Source organism: Terriglobia bacterium (assembly GCA_020072785.1).
Lineage (GTDB): Bacteria > Acidobacteriota > Terriglobia > Acidiferrales > UBA7541 > Acidiferrum.
The window spans coordinates 460,352-477,385 of the sequence record JAIQGG010000002.1 but is presented as its reverse complement, the minus strand read 5'-3'; the positions used below and the strand labels follow the sequence as shown (position 1 = coordinate 477,385).

Here is a 17,034-nt window from a genome sequence, read left to right as displayed (position 1 = left end):
TCACGATACGGCTTCCGGGCAGTGTCACCGGGCGCGCGCTGCCTTGCGGTGCTCGACGCGCACCACGGAGGCATATTCGCCGGCGCGGGCGCGCTCCAGCGCGCGGTAGATGGAATCGCCGTTGTTGTGCGACTCCTCGATGATGACTCCGTTCGAATAGAGGGCATCCTGCAGTGCCGCGGAGATGGTGTGCACCGGCGCCGCTCCGCCCTCGCCCATGCCCTTGGCGCCGTTAAACGAGAACGGCGAAGGCGATTCGATGTGCCCGTACAGCAGATCGGGCATGTTCATCACGGTGATCGGCGTGTAATCGCTGAAGGTGGATGCCAGAAGGTTGCCGTCGGCGTCGTAGGCGCAGTTTTCCATGAGCGCCGCGCCAATGCCGTGCGCCGTGCAGCCATGCACCTGCCCCTGCACGATGCGCGGGTTGATGGCCCGGCCGCAGTCGTCCACGCAGGCATAGGCCAGAATCTTGGGCTGGAACGTCTCCCGGTCCACTTCGACGACCGCGAGGTGGATCTGCGCCGCGTAGGTCAGCGTCAGGTTGCCGAATTTCCGCTGGAGATCCGGCACGTGGAACGGCGCGTGGTAGACGTGCCGGCAGTTCAGCGTCACGTCCCACAACTCTTCCGGCATATCGGCGTTGTTGACGTTGACGATGTTGGCGAGCGCCCAGTAATTGATCGACTTCCCCTTCTTCCCTTTCACCCGGACTTCCGGCCCCTGCTCCCCGACGCCGAACTCCAGATTTTTCTCCTTGGCCTTGAGCACCCACGCCGCCAGCCGCGCCATTTCCTTCTTCAGCTTCTCTGCCGCGCCGTTGATCGCGGAAAGCCCGGTGACCGCGAACTGGCTGGCATACGTGCCGGTGTGCCCCGTGTAGACGTTCTGCTCGGTGTCGAAGCCCGGTTTCACCTTCACCAGGTCCGGCGGAATGTTCAGCACTTCCGCGACGGTCTGCGCCGCCGTGGTTTCATGGCCCTGCCCCTGCGGCACCGAGCCCATGCTCACCACCACTTCGCCGTAAATGTCCAGCTTGGCGATGGCCGCCTTGGACTGCCCGGAAAACGGTGCGCCGGCGTTGATGATGCGCGCCTGGCCGAAGTTGTTCGTGCCGGAATCGAGCGTCGAGCCGATGCCGATGCCCAGCCAGCGCCCTTCCTTGCGCGCCGCGGCTTGCTTCTTCTTCCACTCGTCCCAGCCGATCAGCTTCTTGCCCAGCGCCAGCATCCCGGCGTAGTCCCCGGAATCGTAGACGCAGCCGTTGGGCGTCTCGTAGGGCATCTCCTCCTTGCGGATGTAGTTGCGCACCCGCATTTCGTCGGTGGGAATGCCCAGCGTGTGCCCGCAGATGTCCAGCACGCGCTCCATGAACCACAGTTGCTGCATGCGCGAATAGCCGCGGTTCGGGCCCACCGGGCACTTGTTGCTGACGATCTGGTTCATGTCGATGCGCACGTTACGCAGCCGGTAGGCCCCGGGCAGCACCTGCGCCCAGATGACGCAGCCCAGCGGCTCGTAACGCGGGTAGGCGCCGCAATCGTCCACGTGCCGCGAATCGAGCGCGGTGATCACCCCGTTCTTGTCCAGCGCCACCCGCGTGTCGTAGAAAGTGCGCTCATTGCCGTGCGCGCTCGCCAGCATGTGCTCGGTGCGCGTCTCCGTCCACTTCACCTGCTTGCCCCCCAGCTTGCGCGAAGCCAGGGCGCACAGCGCCATGTACGGGTAGTTGGTGATCTTGATGCCGAAGCCCCCGCCGATGTCGAAACTCTTCATGTGAATCTGGTCGATGCGCACGCCCAGCGCCGGCGAGAGAAACTGCGCCGCAAACGCCGGAAACGTGTTGTTGGACCAGAACTCGATGCGGTCGGCTTTCGAATCCCACAGCGCGATGATCCCGTTGGTCTCCAGCGGCGTGGACGAGAAGCGGTGAAAATGCATGCGCCCGATGTGCACCACGTGCGCGGCGTTCTGGAAGGCCTTCTCCACGTCGCCGTATTCGAACATTCCGTGCCAGTTGCGGTTCGTGCCCATCGTGGGATGCACGAGGGTTTCGTCCTTCAGCGCATCCTCGGCGGTCATCACCGGCGGCAGCGGCTCGTAGTCCACTTCCACCAGCTCCGCGGCGTCCTCCGCGGCCATGCGCGTGTCCGCCACCACCGCGGCCACCGGCTCGCCCTGGTACACCACCTTGTTCACGCCCATCGGATAATCGGCGACCTTCTGGCCGACGTCCGGGCCGATCTCGATAAACGGCTGCACCATCCCGGCGACTTCCGCGCCGGTCAGCGTGCACAGCACTCCCGGGGCTTCGGCGGCGCGGGAAACATCCACGCTGCGGATATTGGCGTGCGCAAAGGGTGAGCGCACGAAGCGGATGTGCGCCATCCCGGGCATCTTCTGGTCGTCCACATAAATGCCCTTGCCCCGCACCAGGCGGTCTTCTTCCTTCCGGCGGATCGGCTGGCCCACCCACTTCCCGGGCCCCTTGGCGCTGAAGATTGCGCCCGCAAGTTTCGTGGCCGTCTTCTTGCCTTTGGCGCGCACTGCCTTGGTTTTCTTCCTGGCCATGGTTTATCCCTGCGCTTAGGCAAGCGCCTTTTGCAACTGGTCAATCATCTTTTGGATGTTCTTCTTGGCCAATGGCTCGAGCAGGCCCCCAGCCAACGAGGCGATGCGCCCCACGATATTGGACTGCCCGCTCCAGACCACCTTCGTGCCGTCCGGCGCGGTTTCCAGCTCAAAACCGGCGCGCAGCGTCGCCGAGCCGCCCGGAACATCGGCCTTCCCTTCGTACACGGCGTGCTTCGCTCGGTCCGACTCGATCAGCCCCAGCTTCACCGTAGCCGTGCCGCGGATGTGCGAGATGCCCACGCTGAGCTTCACCACGAAATTCTTGTCGTCCACGATTTCCTTGCTCTGGTAATCGGGCAGCAGCGGGCAGAACCGGTTGGGATCCACCAGGAAGTCGTAGACCTGCTCGGGCGTCTTGCGCACCACAAAATCCCCGCCAAACTTGATCTCCATGGCTTAGCGCTTCTCCATCGCCGTCGCGGCGGCGCGAATGGCCTTCAGAATGTTCTGATAGCCGGTGCAGCGGCAGGTGTTCCCGGCGATGCCCTTGCGGATTTCCTTCTCGCTGGGCTTCGGGTTCTTCTCCAGCAGGTGCAGCGTGGACATCAGCAGCCCGGGCGTGCAGTAGCCGCACTGCAGGCCGTGGCAGTCCGCGAAGGCCTCCTGGATGGGGTGCAGCTTCCCGTCGCTGGCCAGGCCCTCGACCGTGGTGATCTCCCCGCCGTCGGCCATCACCGCAAACAGCGTGCAGGATTTCACCGAGCGCCCGTTCAGCAGTACGGTGCAGGCCCCGCAGTAGGTCGTGTCGCAGCCGATGTGCGTTCCGGTCAGGCTGAGTTCCTCGCGCAGAAAATCCACGAGCAGCGTGCGCGCTTCCACGCGCGCCTCGCGCGGTTCCCCGTTCACGCGGATGCGTACGGTCACTTTCTCGGTATGTTCAACGGGCGGCATATTCGTGTCCGGCCTCCACCTGTTCCCCGCGGGCGCGCCGCGCGGCAATGCCGATCGCGCGCTTCACCAGCGCTCCGATCAGCACGCGTTTGTAGTCGGCCGACCCCCGCAGATCGCCCTGCGGCTCGGCGGCGGCGCGCGCGGCTTCCCCGGCGGCCTGCAGCGCTTTTCCCGTTAGCGGCCTGCCGCGCAGTTCGGCTTCCGCTTCCCTGGCGCGAATGGCCATCAGCCCCACGCAACCCAGCACGATGCGCACGTCCTTGCAGGTGTCCTTGTCGCCCAGCGTCAGCTGCACCGCGGCGTTCGCCGTGGCATATACCGGCGCGCTGCGCTTGAAGGCCACGAAGGCCCCGCCGCTGTGCTTTGGCGGAATCCGGACGATCACTTCGCGCACCAGTTCGTCGTGCCCCAGCACCGTGGTGTAGGCGTCCTGGATGAACTCTTCCAGCGTCACGGTGCGCTCGCCCTGCGGCCCGAAGGAGCGCACCAGCGTCTCCAGTGTGAGCAGCACGGCGCCCCAATCCCCGCTGGGATCGGCTTCGGCGATCGATCCGCCGATGGTGCCCTGATTGCGCACTTGGATGTCGGCAATCCCTGCCGCGCAATCGTGCACGATGGGTATCGCCGCGGCCACGCTCGAGGCTTCAATGTCCGCGTGGCGCGCCAGCGCCCCCAGACGGATCTCCCCGTCGTGGCGCTCGATCCCGCTCAAGCCGGGAATGTGGTTGATGTCAATCAGCGCGGCCGGACGCGCCAGGCGCATCTTCATCAGCGGAATCAGGCTCTGCCCTCCGGCAATGAGCTTGGCTTCCTCCCCAAGCTCCTGCAGAAGCTGCACGGCGCTCGGGAGCGTTTCTGCCCGGTGATAGCGGAATGGATGAGAGTACACAGTGATCCCTGTCGGCCCCATGCCGGAGCCAGTGCCCGCGGACTCGGTTGCAAGATGAGGACTGCAGAACGCGGCGCCAAAGAATTCTAGTGCGAATGCGGCCAAGAGGCAAGGGCGGAAAGGCCGGAAAGAAACGCGCGTTTCAGAGCGTTCCCCGGCGGGCTTTTTGCTATTCGCCGGAGCCTCGATTATAGTGCCCTTTCTCGCACCGCCATGACCCAGGAAAAAATCGTCCCCGTTCTCCTCGCCGCAGGCAGCTCCGGGCGCCTCGGCTTCCCCCGGCCGCTGGCCGTTTTCGGCCGCAAGACCGCGCTGGCCATCGCTGTGGAGAACTGCGCCGGCCTCGCGCATCCCATCGTGGTGCTGGGTTGCGACGCGGAGCAGATCCGCCCGGCGGTGCCGCGCGGCGCGCGCCTGGTGGTCAACCGGCGGTGGCGTTCCGGCCAGCTGAGTTCCCTGCTCTGCGCCCTGCGGCGCGTCCCCGCCGGCGCGGCCATTCTGCTCTACCCGGTGGATCAGCCTCTCTTGCGCCGCCAGACCATCCAGCGGCTGGTGCGGGCTTTCCGCGCCCGCAATGCGCGCGAGGCCATCGTCCTGCCGCGGCACCGGAGCGCGACGGGACACCCGCTGCTCATCGCCGCCAGCGTCCTCCCCGAGTTTTTCCGGGCAAGAACCGCGCGCGAAGTCATCTACCGCGAGCCGCGGCGTGTGCGTCAGGTGGACGTGCGCACGGCGGCCATTTTCGCGGATTTCGCGACGCCGGAGAGCTATCGCGCCTGCCTGCGCAAGTTCCTCGCCCGCCGGTAACCATCCCGGCTTGTCTCAGCAGAGAGCGTCCCGTCAGGACGCCGTGCGCCCGCGCGCGAAGCCCAGCGCCATGCCCCCCAGCGATCCGATCACCAGCGCCGCCCCCAGCGCGGCCACGGCGCGCGGCCCGGCACCATGGTTCAGGGTCTGCAGCAGAACGCCCAGCGGAAAAATCACCGCGCCCAGCAGCAAGCCCACCGCCAGCAAATAGCGCAGCCGCTCGCCCAGCGCCACCCGCTCGTAGGCGATCCCCAGCACGATGAGCAGCATCGCCAGCCCGATCCAGTGGCTGTGAATGTCCACCTGGCGGTCGTAGACGTACTTCACTTCTCTGTACCGGCTCAGCGCCGCTTGCGCCGCCGCCCCGTCGTGACTGGCGGCTCCGGCAAAGCCCGTGGCCAGCGACGCCCCGATGCCGTCGAGCGCCTGGTGCTCCGCAAAGACGGCATACCAGAGGCCATAGCCCATGCCCCAGATGATCAGGGCCAAGCCGCCGAGAATCAGCAACCGCCGCGCCCCGCTCATCGGACACCCCCCGTCTTCCCTGCAGCGCTTCCCGGCGCGGCGTCCAGCTCACCCGTGTAGCGCACAATCCCGATCCACATCGCGAACAGCGCGACGATCACCAGCAGCCCGCCGCTATCCGCAAACCCGCCCGCCAGCAGCCCGTAGCGCAACTCCAGCAGCACGCAGACCGGCAGCAGCAGCGAGCCTAGCAGCAGCACGCCGGCCCAGCGCCGCCTCCAGACGTCGCGCAGGTCCACATAGGGCTGGAAGAAAGCCAGCAGAATCGCCAGCAGCCCGAATTCGATGCTGTGCGCATGTGCCGCGATGTTGACGGCCTTCTCGCCCTGCAATTGGCCGTACTCGCCCAGTGCCTTGTTCACCACGGCGGCATCGCGCGCCGCGGCTCCGGCGGCCATCTGCGAGAGCAGGTTGTAGTCGGTGCTTTCGTGCCTGTAGAGGTCCGCGGCCGCATACCAGGCGCCATGCAGAAACCCAATCAGGATGAGCAGCACACCGCCGGTCAGCAACAGCCGGCTCGCCGCATTGCGATTCGTCAGCAGCGCATCCTGCACCGCCGGCCGCGCCGCATCCGAAAAATGCCGCCACAGCCCCCACAAGGACACCGCGGCCGCCACCAGCACGAAGAAGCCGCCAAGGTCCGCGAAGATGCTCGCCCAGCCAATGCTCTCCAGCGGGCTGTAGGCCAGCCCCACGTAATGAATCAGGAAGACGCCGGCCGGGAGCAGCACCGCGCCGAAGAGAAACAGCGCGGCCAGGCGCTTCCTGGCCGTCTCGCACAGCGCGATCCACGGCTGCACCACCGCCAGCATCAGCGCCAGATAGCCGAAGCCGATCATGTGCACGTGGGTGTCCACCTTGGTGCCGCGATTTTCCAGGAAGCCCCCGACGCTGTGGAAGTTCGCCAGTACGCCCGCGGGATCCCCGGCCAGCGCGGCCTGCGTTGCGCCGGCGAGGCTTTCGCCGACCCGTGCCGCGTTCTGGTGCAGCAAGAAGACCGCAAAGATGTCGCCGAAGATCATTCCGGCGAGGATCAGCCCAATGCCGCCGAGAACCAGCAGGCGGCGCGCACTGAGCGGGGCGAACTCCGCGGCGATCGCGGGAGAAGCGCTGATTTGTGGTGTCATGGCAGAACCCGGTGGGACCTCCGGCGGACGGAACAAGGCCCGGCTGCCTCACCGCTGCAGCCGGGCCTCCTCCATTCCATTCTCGTGTTCGAACGGCCCTCGCGAACTGCCCTTGCGCGAGGGGTTAGAAGCTGAACTTCACCGCCAGCTGCAGTTGCCGCGGGTTGTTTACCGCGCGCGGCGTGCCGTAGAACTGGTTCGGCGAACCTTCCGGATAGGGGGTCGGCCCGGCGCATCCGAACGCCGTCGGATTGACCGGGCAGAAGTCCGACGCCCCATACACGGTGTTGAAGAAGCGGACATTCAGCGTGTTGGCCAGGTTAAACGCTTCAAACATCAGTTCCACGCTCTTCTTTTCCTTAAAGACAAACGACCGGGAGATGCGCAAATCCACCGTGCGGAAATTATCCCCGGCGAAGGTATTGCGCGGCTCGATGCCCACGCGGTCGTTGTTGCCGAAGATGTCCCCGTTGGCGTCAAAGCCCGCGAACTTCGTGAAGCGCATCGGCGACTGGATCGTCACGATGGTGCTGAGCAGGAAGTCGCGCCCGGCCATGCCCCAGCTCTTGGGCGTGGAGACCGTGCCGTTCAGCACCAGCCGCTGCCGCACGTCGTCGCTCGAGAGGGCGCGCTCGGCCCGGAAGTTCTGGCTGTCCTGCGGGATGAGCACGAAGCTCGGGTTCGGCCCGTCGTCGATGCTCTTGGACCAAGTATAGCTGGCTCCGTAAGCAAAGTTGTGACTCAGCCGCTTGTTCACGTTAACCAGCAACCCGTCGTAAATCGAATCCCACCGCGAGGTCGCCTCGAAATAGATCCCCCAGCGTGGATCCCGCGCCCCTGGAGTGAAGGGGCAGGCCGGAGCAAAGCTGCAGTAGATGTTCTTCTCGCCCGTATTTCCCTGCGAGTCATGCAGCGTCATGGTGCCCGTCGGATCCGGCTGGTTGACGTTGTAAAAGCTGCCGAGATGCACGCCGCGCACATGGAGCCCGCTGATGCTGACCGAAGTATCCGGCAGCGGTTCGAACTCGATCGCCAGGCTGGCCTGGATGCCGTAGGGGTTCTTGTGATCCTGTATGAAGCGCACGACCGTGGCATCGCCGAAGAACGCGCACTGCGCCAGCGTCGTTTCCCCCGGGAAGCAAACGTCCGGGAAGGGCACCGCGTCAGGATATGTGCCGGTCGTCAGCATCTGTGTGAGGCCGTAAGCCGTGATGTCCGGTGCGCTGGCAAAGGCGAACAGTCGCGTCGCCGCGTCCAGCGAATTCTCAAACGGACGATTCGGATACTTCCCCAGCGTCCCGCCGCACGACGGCCGCTGGCAGGCCAGCAGTGGCGAGGGAATCATGCCGTGGAACAGACCAAAGCCTCCGCGCAGCACCACGTTGCGCTTCGTGCCCAGGTTGTAGGCCATGCCCACGCGCGGATCGAAGTTCTTCCACTGCGTGTTCAGCACGTTCGAAGGCCAGGTCTCCCACTCCCAGCGGATGCCGCCGTTCAGCGTCAGTTTGCTCGTGGCCCGCCACTTGTCCTGCAGGTAAAGACCGTCGTAGGTGTGGTCCAGCGAGCCCTCCGCCTGGTTGCGGATCGCCGGCGCAAATGACGTGCCCTGATACACCGAAGTGTTGATTGTCGGCTCGGTGTAGTTGGACGCCGCGTCAAAGCGCTCGAAGAAAATCACGTTGGGATGCTGGCAGCCCGCCGCGATCACGCCGGGCGTGCATCCGGTGACGGCCCCGTCGTTGCCGAGGAAAGCGTCGATATTCGGAAAATCGGCCTCGAAGGGATAGAACAGCGGGAAGGATTCCACCGTGCGCACCCAGTTGTAATTTCCGCCGAAGGAAAGCGTGTGCTTATCCATGGTGCGCGTGACGTTATCCACGACCTCGAACCGCGACTCCCGGTAAAAATCCGGGTTGCCGCGGTTCACGCCTACCGCAAAGATATTGGAAACTTCCAGGTGCGGCTGCGTGGTGACCGTCGGGAAGTCGAACGAGCGCCGCGCAAACTGCACGCGCAGCTCGTTCACCAGCTTCGGCGTGAAGACCGAGGCCAGGCTTCCGGCCAGCGACTGGTCGCGGTAAAAGCTGTTCTTGTAGGCCGACGGCAGGTCGAACCCGTCGTTGAGCGGCGACTGGTTGAGCAGCCGTCCCTCGTTCACGAAGTAACGCACGTACAGGTTGTGCTTCTCGCCGAAGCTGTGGTCCAGCCGGGCGAAACCGTTGTCGCTGTCGTTGGTGCGCAGGACGCTGCCCAGCACCGGTTCCGCCGGCAGGCCATACACCGTCGTCTTCACCAGGTTGATGGCATCAATATTCGCCAGCACCGCCGAGTTGTAGAACGGCGATTCCCCGCGCCGCTGCCCTTCGTAGTTGGCGTACAGGAACGTCTTGTCCTTCTGCACCGGCCCGCCGATGGCCGCGCCGAACTGGTTCTGCCGCAGCACGTGCGCGCCCGTCGCCTGCAGCAGGTTGACGGCGTCCATCTTGTTGTTGCGGAAATATTCGTACAGTGTGCCGTGCCAGTCGTTGGTGCCGCTGCGCGTGATGATGTTCACGATGCCGCCCACGGCCCGCCCGAACTCCGCCGAATAATCCGAGTTGATCACGCGGAATTCGCGCACCGACTCCTGCGGCGGCGTGCCGCGCTGGATTCCCGACGCCGTCGAGATGTCGTCCGCGCCGTCCACGGCGATGAAGTTGTAGTGGATGTTCTGCCCCGCGAAGGACAGCTTGGTCACCGGCTCCACGATCACGTCGGTATTCCCGGCGGTGGTGTCCCCGATGGTCACGGCCGGGGAGAGCAGCGCGAAGTTGATGAATTCGCGGCCGTTCACCGGCAGGTTCACGATCTGCCGCTCGGTGATCACCGTGCTCACCTGCGTGCGCGTGGGCTCCGCCAGTTCCGAGGTCGCTTCCACCTCGACCTTCTGCGCTACTTCTCCGGGCGACAGGCTGAAGTCCAGCTCCGCCGTCTGCCCCACCTGCAGCGTGATGTTCTTGGTCTGCTTGCGAAAGCCCGTGAACTCGACGCTGACGCTGTAGTCGCCGGCCGGCAGCGCCGGGATAAAGTATTCACCAGCGTCCGAACTCTGAACGGTGCGCGTAAACCCCGTCGCCGTGTTGACGATGGTAACCGAAGCCTTGGCCACACTTCCGCCGGAGGCGTCCAGGATCCGGCCGCTCAGCGTTGCCGTTACTCCTTGTGCGTGTGTGCTGCCTGGCGAACCCGCTAGAACGAACATAACTACGAATACGAATGAAGCCGCCAATGCGGCTAATTTCTTCTGAGACATGGAATTACACCCCTCCGCAGCGCTTTTTAAACTGCAACGCGCGTTTCAAGTACCTCTTGGTTTATCTCAGTGGGGTGTGACTGTCAAGCAAATCCCTGCAGTGTGCCGTGCGCACACTTGCAAATACGGTAAAATCCACCCGTCGCCTACCCGTAGCGCGCCGCGGAGCGCCGCTCGTAGGCCACCGCTTCCAGCAGTTTCTCGTTGGAAATCAGCCTCTCGTCCGGCAGCGTGAGTTTCGGCTTGATCTGCCCGGCGATCTGCATCGCCAGGCGATGGCGCACGTCGGGCGCCAGCGCCTCGCGCCGGTTGAGAAAGCTCTCGACCAGCGCGAACTCCTCCGTGCTCAGAGCCGCGGCGCCGTAGCGCACGGCCCCGGCCGCCTGCGGCGCCTGCCACAGCGGCCGCAGTTCCTCGAGCGCTTTCTCATGGACCACGATCGTGCCCGCGACAAAATCACCCAGCCGCTTGTTCTGCCGGCTGAGCACCACGCTGGCCATCCCCACGGCATAGAAGCCCGGCATCTGGTCCACGATGCGCAGCAGATTGCGCGCCACGGACTCCGCAGGCGTCAGTGGGCGCCCCGAATCCTTGATCACGCGAATCCCGACATAGCGTTTCCCCGGCGTCTGCCCGTTCCAGATGGCCTCGAAAAAAGCGAAATAGCCGAAATACAGCAGAAAGAAAAACAGGATGAGCAGCGCCACGTACCAGACCGAGCCTTTCACGAATGGGAGAGGAACACTGCTCAACAGCAGCCCGCTGCCGATCATCACTGTCAGCCCGGTCACGATCTGTATCAGGGTATCCACGGCCAGCGCGAGAAAGCGGCTGCCGATTCCGGCAATGGCAAATTCCAGCGCGGTCTGTTCCGGCGTGTCAATGGTAAGCTTGTCGGCCAGGGCGCCGGGGAGCGGGTTGGGAGCCGGTGCATTCATCATGATCTCCACACGCTGGCTGGAAAAACGCAAGCCGTACTGGTCGCGCCTCGAACAGCTCGTGGATCGCTCGGGCCGGCGCGGCACCGGCTCGCTCAATCATCACGAGCTGCAGGAGCTCGGCCTATTATATCGCCAGACGGCCTCCGATCTCGCCGCCGTCCGCGAAGACGTCACCAGCCGCCAGCTCGCCTTCTATCTCAACCAGCTCCTCGGCCGCGCCCATAATCTCATCTACATGGGCCACCGCCAGAAGCTCAGCGGCTTGCTCCGCTTCTACACCGAAACCTATCCGCGCATTTTCCGCGAGACCCTCCCGCAAACCCTGCTCGCTTTCGCCCTCTTCGCCGTCGCGGCTATCGCCGCCTGCGCCGTCACCCTGCGCGATCCCGCCTTTGCCCACCGCCTGCTCGGCGCGCAGATGATGGAAACCATCGAACGCCGCGAGATGTGGACCCACTCCATCGTCTCCGTGAAACCCCTCGCCGCCTCCGGCATCATGACCAACAATCTCACCGTGACCTTCACCACTTTCGCCCTGGGCATTACCGCGGGTCTCGGCACCATCTGGATGCTGCTCTTCAACGGCATCTTGATCGGTGTCATCGGCGCGGCCACCTGGCGCGCGGGCATGGCCGGCCAGCTCTGGAGCTTCGTCGCCCCCCACGGCGTCCTCGAGCTCCCCGCCATTTTCATCGCTGGCGGCGCCGGCCTCGAGATCGCCCGCGGCCTGCTCTTCCCCGGCCTGCTGCCGCGCCGCGACTCGCTCGCCCAAGCCGGCGGCCGCGCCGCCCAGCTCCTCCTCGGCACCATCCCCATGCTCATCGTCGCCGGCGTCATCGAAGGCTTCCTCTCCCCCTCCAACCTCGCCCCCAAACTGAAATTCCTCTTCGCCGCCGTCCTCTTCTCTCTCCTGCTCGCCTACCTCCACCGCGCCCGCCGCCCGCAACGCGACACCGCCTAGCAAGCATTTCTCACAAGAGTCACTCTGTAGGGGCGGGGCTTGCCCGGCCATGCCCCGGCCATGCGCCGGCCACGCCCCGGACAGCAGTCGGGGACAGCCGTCGGGGCCGCGCTCCGGACAGCAGTCGGGGCCCCGCCCGCTCTGCAGTTATTCCCAAAAAAGTTGGAATCCATCTTTCTCGCACGTCCATTGAAACTATCTCGCCCTTCTTCTCTACGTACCCTCCGCGCCCTCTGCGTCTCTGCGTTATCTTTTTCTTCTCCCGCCCGCTCAGCACGAGCACGCTTGCCGGTCCCAGCTCTCCCGCCGCCATGCCAGAAAAACTCTTCTTCCTCCCGATTATGTAGATGCCGGGCTTTAGCCCGGCCTCTTGTCTTCGATGCTTTGCCCGCCTGGAAACCGCCGCCACCCTTGTTCTAGCCTTTTTTCCGCGGTCTGGCAGACCCCGCCTCCTCACTCCCTTGCCGCCTCCCTCGAATCGCCAAGGAAGAACGATGAGACCCCTCCACCCCGTCGAAACCCGCACGGGCCACTCCAAAACTTCTCACTACTTCAAGCATTGGCCACCCGCTCCCATTCGCCCACCCGCCCGTCATTTGCGCATTTTGCATCCCGGACGCTTCTACGGGACCGAACGAAGCAGGCCAACGCTTTCTTTCCCTTTGCTCCTGCGATCGAAGATTCCGGTCCGATCGGAAAGGGTTGGCCTGCGCAGTGAGAAATCTCTCTTCGTTTTGCCTCTCTTTGTATTTGAAGAGCCCGTCTCCCCGTGGCACAATCCGCCCCCATGGAGCGCACCTTCCACGTCTACATCATGGCCAGCAAATCAGGAGCCCTCTACCTCGGTGTGACCAGTAACCTCGCCAGGCGCGTCAACCAGCACAAAAACAAACTCATCTCCGGCTTCACGCAAAAGTACAACGTCACCAAGCTCGTCTGGTTCGAACCCCACGCCACCATTCGCGCGGCAATCTCCCGCGAAAAGGAAATCAAAGCCTGGCGCCGCGCCAAAAAGATCGCCCTGATCGAATCCCTCAATCCACACTGGAAAGATCTCAGCCTCGGCCTCTAAACCACGCCGTCATTTCGAGCGAAGCGAGAAATCTCTCTTCGTTTCGTCGCCCCCACCACCCGTCATTTCGAGCGAAGCGAGAAATCTCTCTTCGTCTTCGCCCGCCTTGTATTTGAATCCCCCGCCCCGGCGGGAAGCCCACCCGCACCCATTCGCCCCCCACCCACAACCCGTCATTTGCGCATTTTGCATCCCGGACGCTTCTACGGGACCGAACGAAGCGTAGCGCAGCGAGGAACCGCCGCTGCTTCGCCCGCGCTAGTGGCGGGCGAAGAATCTCTCTTCTTCTCGTCGCCCACCCCACGCCGTCATTTCGAGCGAAGCGAGAAATCTCTCTTTGTTTCGTCGCCCCCACCACCCGTCATTTACGTTCTTTGTATCCCGGATGCTTCTACGGGACCGAACGCAGTGAGAAATCTCTCTTCGCATTGCTCTCACTCTATCGGCGAAAAACGCGAACCCGCGCGCGCGTAGCCCCGTCTTAGCGCCCGCCGCACTACTTCCTCAACGCATCCCTCGAATCGCCAAGCAAGCGCAAAGAGAAAAACCCCACCCCTGCGAACCCCGCGTTGACGGCTTTGCGGTCACCCAGAACGAGGGCCACCCGAAATCTTCTCACTGCTTCAAGGGTCGCCGCCAAATTGTGCCACTTACCCTGATCCCGTGCGCAGGTCCACACAATGGGTTTCCATAGTGGTATCCTCCCGACCAAGAACCTGCGCTTGAGCCACTAAGCTCTGCGCTGAGGTCACATGCCTGAATCAACCACGCCAATAACACCACTCATCGAGCCACCGGCCAAATCCGTCATTCCACCGACCCCCGGAGAGGTCATCACGAGCACTCTAACCAACTGCAGCTACATCATCGGCGAGAAGATTGGCGAGGGCTCCTTTGGCGTGGTCTACGGCTGCGTGGACGATTGGAACAACGACTTAGCAGCCAAGATCTTGAAACCCAAACGATCGTACGAAGAAGTGAAGGCATCAGGTATCGCAGAAATGCAAAAACTCTTCCTACTTCGCCACCCCCACATCACCTACTTTTTTGATGCGTTCGAGTACCGCGACACCTTTTATATCATCACGGAACGATGCCGATACTCACTCGCCGATTTCTTCACAATGGATTGGTTCGAGGGTCATCTCTGGATAAGCCCACTTGCCCGCTGTCTTCTGCAGGCTGTGCATTTCATCCACCTTAACGGGCTTGTCCACCAGGACATACATGCGGGCAATGTGTTCGCGCTCTCCGCAAGAAACGAAATGGACCCGGGTGACCATGGTGCAACCCAATTCAGATTAGGAGATCTAGGAGTCGCCAAACTCCTAAGTGAGATAGACCCCGCAAATACAAGAGCCCCGTGGATGCTTCCACCAGAGGTCATCGACCAATCCGAGTTCGGCGCACTCGACCACCGCATTGACATTTACCACTGCGGCCTACTCTTTCTTCAACTCGCACACTCCAAGGAGTTGCGATTCACCACCGAAGAGATCAAAGCCGGAAAACCTCGGCAGATGGCTCTGCAGCTACCAGCCCCCCTTAACTTTGCATTGGAGAAGGCCTTAAGGCGGCATGTATCGAAGCGCACCGAAAGCGCCAAGGAACTCTGGCGAGACCTGAATTCCCCAACGCAGCCTGCGCAAGGCGAAGCAGAACAGCCACAAGCCCCAACCGCTTCAGAAGCCCCGCCTCCTGCGGCAGACCAGGGCTAAGACGAAGCCGGGTGGCCCAAGCGTGATGCGCCAAATGGATTCGGGTGCCCCTCGACTGGGTCGGGGCGTCTGCGGCTTTTGACATTTGGCGGGTGGCAGTTCCTCAATGCTTCGGACCCACCTTTTGCAAAAACTAAAACCGCAAAAAGTAAGCCACCCAAAGAGTCTTAGCGCGTCAAGGGTGCGCCATCCGCCTGATTATAGTTGTTGCGTTATTATGTTGATTTTCGCTTCTTCGGCCTAGCCTTTCTCCAGGCCGCTTTGCCACCACTTGTTTTCCCGGGAACCGGTTCAATCATTCCACGTTTCTTGAGAGACAGAAATACGCTTTTCATGGAGTTTTCGGACCGGATTCCGGTCAGGTCTCGGGCAATCATGTTCGTAATTTCATCATTATTTTCTAGGTAGGCTAGGACGGTATCGTGAGGCGATGCCAAAGGGGTGTGCCGGATGTATACCGTCACGGAATGCTCGGTTTCCTCGATCACCGGTTCCTTCAGCCGCAATTGTTTCATTGCCTCGAATGCCGTGTTCAATCCCTCTCCAACGTCTTTGTTGGGAGGGTCGGGAAATTTATTTATTAGCCGAACGATCTTCGGATTACGGGCGGACTGCTCGTCCAGAATATTTTCTCTGGTTACGTGACCGGGTAACCGACCAGGGCTCTCAACTTCGATACGATCGTCATAGATACGGACATGGACATCAACCGCGATGCTGTAGTCTCTATGAAGAACCGCATTTGTTATAATCTCGTGCAATGTCTCGTGCGGGTAAGTAACGGAGTCCAGACCGTGCGGGCCTAGCCGCCTAATTTCCTCGACCAGTTTCTTGGTGCGGACGACGGCTTTCCGGATTTGTTGATCCAAAGGCCCTTCAATTGTGATGGGGTCGAACGCCAACGATTCGCGCTTACCCTCAGCATCTTTTGTCTTATAGCGATAAAGTTTAATCGCGGATCGCTTCGGGAGTGTCGCTTGCGGTTCATCCGCAAAAAGCAGGAGGCCAGCGACTGTTGGCTTGCCGCCGACAATGAGATTTTGCTTTGCGAGCCAAGTGTCTGGTTCGGCAGTCGGAACGACATTCAACATAAATTGGATGACGGCAGCGGAATTGGTGATTGCCGCCGGGTCTAGGGCGAGAGTCTCATCTTCAAAAGAGATGATTCCCTTATCCAACCGGAGTCTATGGAGCGCCTCTTCACCTTTGACTGCTTGCTTCTGCGCACCGCGACGCACGTAGGCGACTCCATCGCTCGCGTACAAAATATCTTTCGTCTTAAAAATGATGAGATGCAGGACATGGCCGGTTTGGCCCGGAGCACTAAGAAAGCTCGCCCGATAATGTGTTCCCAATGGCGACATTGCTTCAATCACCTGAATATGCGGATTCGCTTCCTCGATGTCCGCAAATCCGCGCCAGCGACGAGGCTTCGCGCCACTGCGGTCACTTTCCTCTATACCAATGAAAAGCTCGCCGCCAGCAGTGTTCGCAAAAGCGGAAACGGCCTGTGCGAGCTTGGCTGGCATAATCTCGGCGCGCTTCAAGTCTAAGTAATGACCCTCTTCTAACGCGAGGATACGGTTAGCCTCGGCCTCTTCGATCTTCAATTGTTCGATCATCGTTATGCCCCAATCATTTCGGCGGGATAGGCGGGTGGCCCACCTTTTCTCCCCTTTTCTTCCTGACGGCAACAAGCGATGAGAAGATACCACTTCTGCAATTCACCGTGGAGTATTAAGACGAGGGTTCCCCATCCTTGCGGGTTTTGCAAGGGTGGGATCTTTCTCTTTCCTTCGTTCTTTCTGAATCTAGACGCATAAAGTATTCGCGCGCACCTTTCGAACGTACTATCTCCATCCCATTCGAAACTAGTACCACACAGTACTGATACTTTACTGACCACTATTTCCGTGCTACCATGCCCCGTGACACTCGCACCCCGCCCCCGCGAACTCACCAACTCCCGTCTGCCATCCTCATTGCCTCGCTACGCCTTTACTTCTCTACTTCGCTTTATCCCCTTTCTTTCCCATCACTTCCCCACTCTTTCTTCCCACGGCCCCACAACAACTCCCTTATCATCAACCACTTCCGCACTCTTTCCTGCACAACGGGGGGTGGGTACCCCTCCTGCCCCTCCCCTCGTGCCTCAAAATGAGAAAGAAACGCCCAAC

General features: G+C 62.2%; 13 protein-coding genes. 4 read left to right on the top strand and 9 right to left on the bottom strand.

Annotated features, from left to right (window positions below):
- Positions 1 to 24: 24 nt before the first annotated feature.
- Genes LAN61_05370 through LAN61_05355 form a run of 4 tightly spaced genes read right to left on the bottom strand, consistent with a single transcriptional unit; the run spans position 25 to position 4,363 of the window.
- The gene (locus LAN61_05370; protein ID MBZ5539934.1) at positions 25 to 2,571 is read right to left on the bottom strand and encodes a xanthine dehydrogenase family protein molybdopterin-binding subunit; all 2,547 of its coding nucleotides are present in this window, start codon (positions 2,569 to 2,571) and stop codon (positions 25 to 27) included.
- Between the two features lie 15 nt (positions 2,572 to 2,586).
- Complete coding sequence (locus LAN61_05365; GenBank protein ID MBZ5539933.1) at positions 2,587 to 3,027, bottom strand: SRPBCC family protein; 441 nt, start codon at positions 3,025 to 3,027, stop codon at positions 2,587 to 2,589.
- Between the two features lie 3 nt (positions 3,028 to 3,030).
- A complete protein-coding gene (locus tag LAN61_05360) occupies positions 3,031 to 3,525 on the bottom strand; it encodes a (2Fe-2S)-binding protein (GenBank protein MBZ5539932.1) in 495 nt (164 codons plus the stop codon).
- Positions 3,512 to 4,363 carry a xanthine dehydrogenase family protein subunit M gene (locus tag LAN61_05355; protein MBZ5539931.1) on the bottom strand — a complete coding sequence of 284 codons (852 nt, stop codon included), beginning with the start codon at positions 4,361 to 4,363 and terminating at the stop codon, positions 3,512 to 3,514. The genes LAN61_05360 and LAN61_05355 overlap by 14 nt, the downstream gene beginning before the upstream one ends.
- Positions 4,364 to 4,627: 264 nt before the next feature.
- Between LAN61_05355 and LAN61_05350 the strand changes: the two genes are divergently transcribed.
- Positions 4,628 to 5,221, top strand: a complete 594-nt coding sequence (locus LAN61_05350) for a nucleotidyltransferase family protein (protein MBZ5539930.1) — start codon at positions 4,628 to 4,630, stop codon at positions 5,219 to 5,221.
- Between the two features lie 33 nt (positions 5,222 to 5,254).
- Here the strand turns inward: LAN61_05350 and LAN61_05345 are convergent, their stop codons facing one another.
- From LAN61_05345 to LAN61_05330, 4 genes are all read right to left on the bottom strand, one after another.
- Positions 5,255 to 5,746, bottom strand: a complete 492-nt coding sequence (locus LAN61_05345; GenBank protein MBZ5539929.1) for a hypothetical protein — start codon at positions 5,744 to 5,746, stop codon at positions 5,255 to 5,257.
- Positions 5,743 to 6,873, bottom strand: a complete 1,131-nt coding sequence (locus tag LAN61_05340; protein ID MBZ5539928.1) for a hypothetical protein — start codon at positions 6,871 to 6,873, stop codon at positions 5,743 to 5,745. The genes LAN61_05345 and LAN61_05340 overlap by 4 nt, the downstream gene beginning before the upstream one ends.
- A 124-nt stretch (positions 6,874 to 6,997) precedes the next feature.
- Positions 6,998 to 10,021, bottom strand: a complete 3,024-nt coding sequence (locus tag LAN61_05335; GenBank protein MBZ5539927.1) for a TonB-dependent receptor — start codon at positions 10,019 to 10,021, stop codon at positions 6,998 to 7,000.
- Between the two features lie 290 nt (positions 10,022 to 10,311).
- On the bottom strand, positions 10,312 to 11,106 hold the full coding sequence (locus LAN61_05330; protein ID MBZ5539926.1) for an RDD family protein: 795 nt from the start codon (positions 11,104 to 11,106) through the stop codon (positions 10,312 to 10,314).
- Here LAN61_05330 and LAN61_05325 point away from each other — a divergent pair.
- From LAN61_05325 to LAN61_05315, 3 genes are all read left to right on the top strand, one after another.
- Positions 11,105 to 12,067 (top strand): stage II sporulation protein M, encoded by a 963-nt coding sequence (locus LAN61_05325; protein MBZ5539925.1) that lies wholly within the window; start codon positions 11,105 to 11,107, stop codon positions 12,065 to 12,067. The genes LAN61_05330 and LAN61_05325 overlap by 2 nt on opposite strands.
- 787 nt (positions 12,068 to 12,854) lie before the next feature.
- Positions 12,855 to 13,139 carry a GIY-YIG nuclease family protein gene (locus LAN61_05320; GenBank protein MBZ5539924.1) on the top strand — a complete coding sequence of 95 codons (285 nt, stop codon included), beginning with the start codon at positions 12,855 to 12,857 and terminating at the stop codon, positions 13,137 to 13,139.
- A gap of 752 nt (positions 13,140 to 13,891) precedes the next feature.
- On the top strand, positions 13,892 to 14,857 hold the full coding sequence (locus LAN61_05315; GenBank protein MBZ5539923.1) for a protein kinase: 966 nt from the start codon (positions 13,892 to 13,894) through the stop codon (positions 14,855 to 14,857).
- A 215-nt stretch (positions 14,858 to 15,072) separates the two neighbouring features.
- Here the strand turns inward: LAN61_05315 and LAN61_05310 are convergent, their stop codons facing one another.
- Positions 15,073 to 16,479, bottom strand: coding sequence for a putative DNA binding domain-containing protein (locus LAN61_05310; GenBank protein MBZ5539922.1), 1,407 nt, complete (start codon positions 16,477 to 16,479; stop codon positions 15,073 to 15,075).
- Positions 16,480 to 17,034 lie beyond the last annotated feature (555 nt).

Excerpts from the sequence above, each read along its gene's own strand:
- LAN61_05370 (MBZ5539934.1), bottom strand. The coding sequence starts at position 2,571 with ATGGCCAGGAAGAAAACCAAGGCAGTGCGCGCCAAAGGCAAGAAGACG.
- LAN61_05365 (MBZ5539933.1), bottom strand. The coding sequence starts at position 3,027 with ATGGAGATCAAGTTTGGCGGGGATTTTGTGGTGCGCAAGACGCCCGAG.
- LAN61_05360 (MBZ5539932.1), bottom strand. The coding sequence starts at position 3,525 with ATGCCGCCCGTTGAACATACCGAGAAAGTGACCGTACGCATCCGCGTG.
- LAN61_05350 (MBZ5539930.1), top strand. The coding sequence starts at position 4,628 with ATGACCCAGGAAAAAATCGTCCCCGTTCTCCTCGCCGCAGGCAGCTCC.
- LAN61_05345 (MBZ5539929.1), bottom strand. The coding sequence starts at position 5,746 with ATGAGCGGGGCGCGGCGGTTGCTGATTCTCGGCGGCTTGGCCCTGATC.
- LAN61_05340 (MBZ5539928.1), bottom strand. The coding sequence starts at position 6,873 with ATGACACCACAAATCAGCGCTTCTCCCGCGATCGCCGCGGAGTTCGCC.
- LAN61_05325 (MBZ5539925.1), top strand. The coding sequence starts at position 11,105 with ATGATCTCCACACGCTGGCTGGAAAAACGCAAGCCGTACTGGTCGCGC.
- LAN61_05330 (MBZ5539926.1), bottom strand. The coding sequence starts at position 11,106 with ATGATGAATGCACCGGCTCCCAACCCGCTCCCCGGCGCCCTGGCCGAC.
- LAN61_05320 (MBZ5539924.1), top strand. The coding sequence starts at position 12,855 with ATGGAGCGCACCTTCCACGTCTACATCATGGCCAGCAAATCAGGAGCC.
- LAN61_05315 (MBZ5539923.1), top strand. The coding sequence starts at position 13,892 with ATGCCTGAATCAACCACGCCAATAACACCACTCATCGAGCCACCGGCC.
- LAN61_05310 (MBZ5539922.1), bottom strand. The coding sequence starts at position 16,479 with ATGATCGAACAATTGAAGATCGAAGAGGCCGAGGCTAACCGTATCCTC.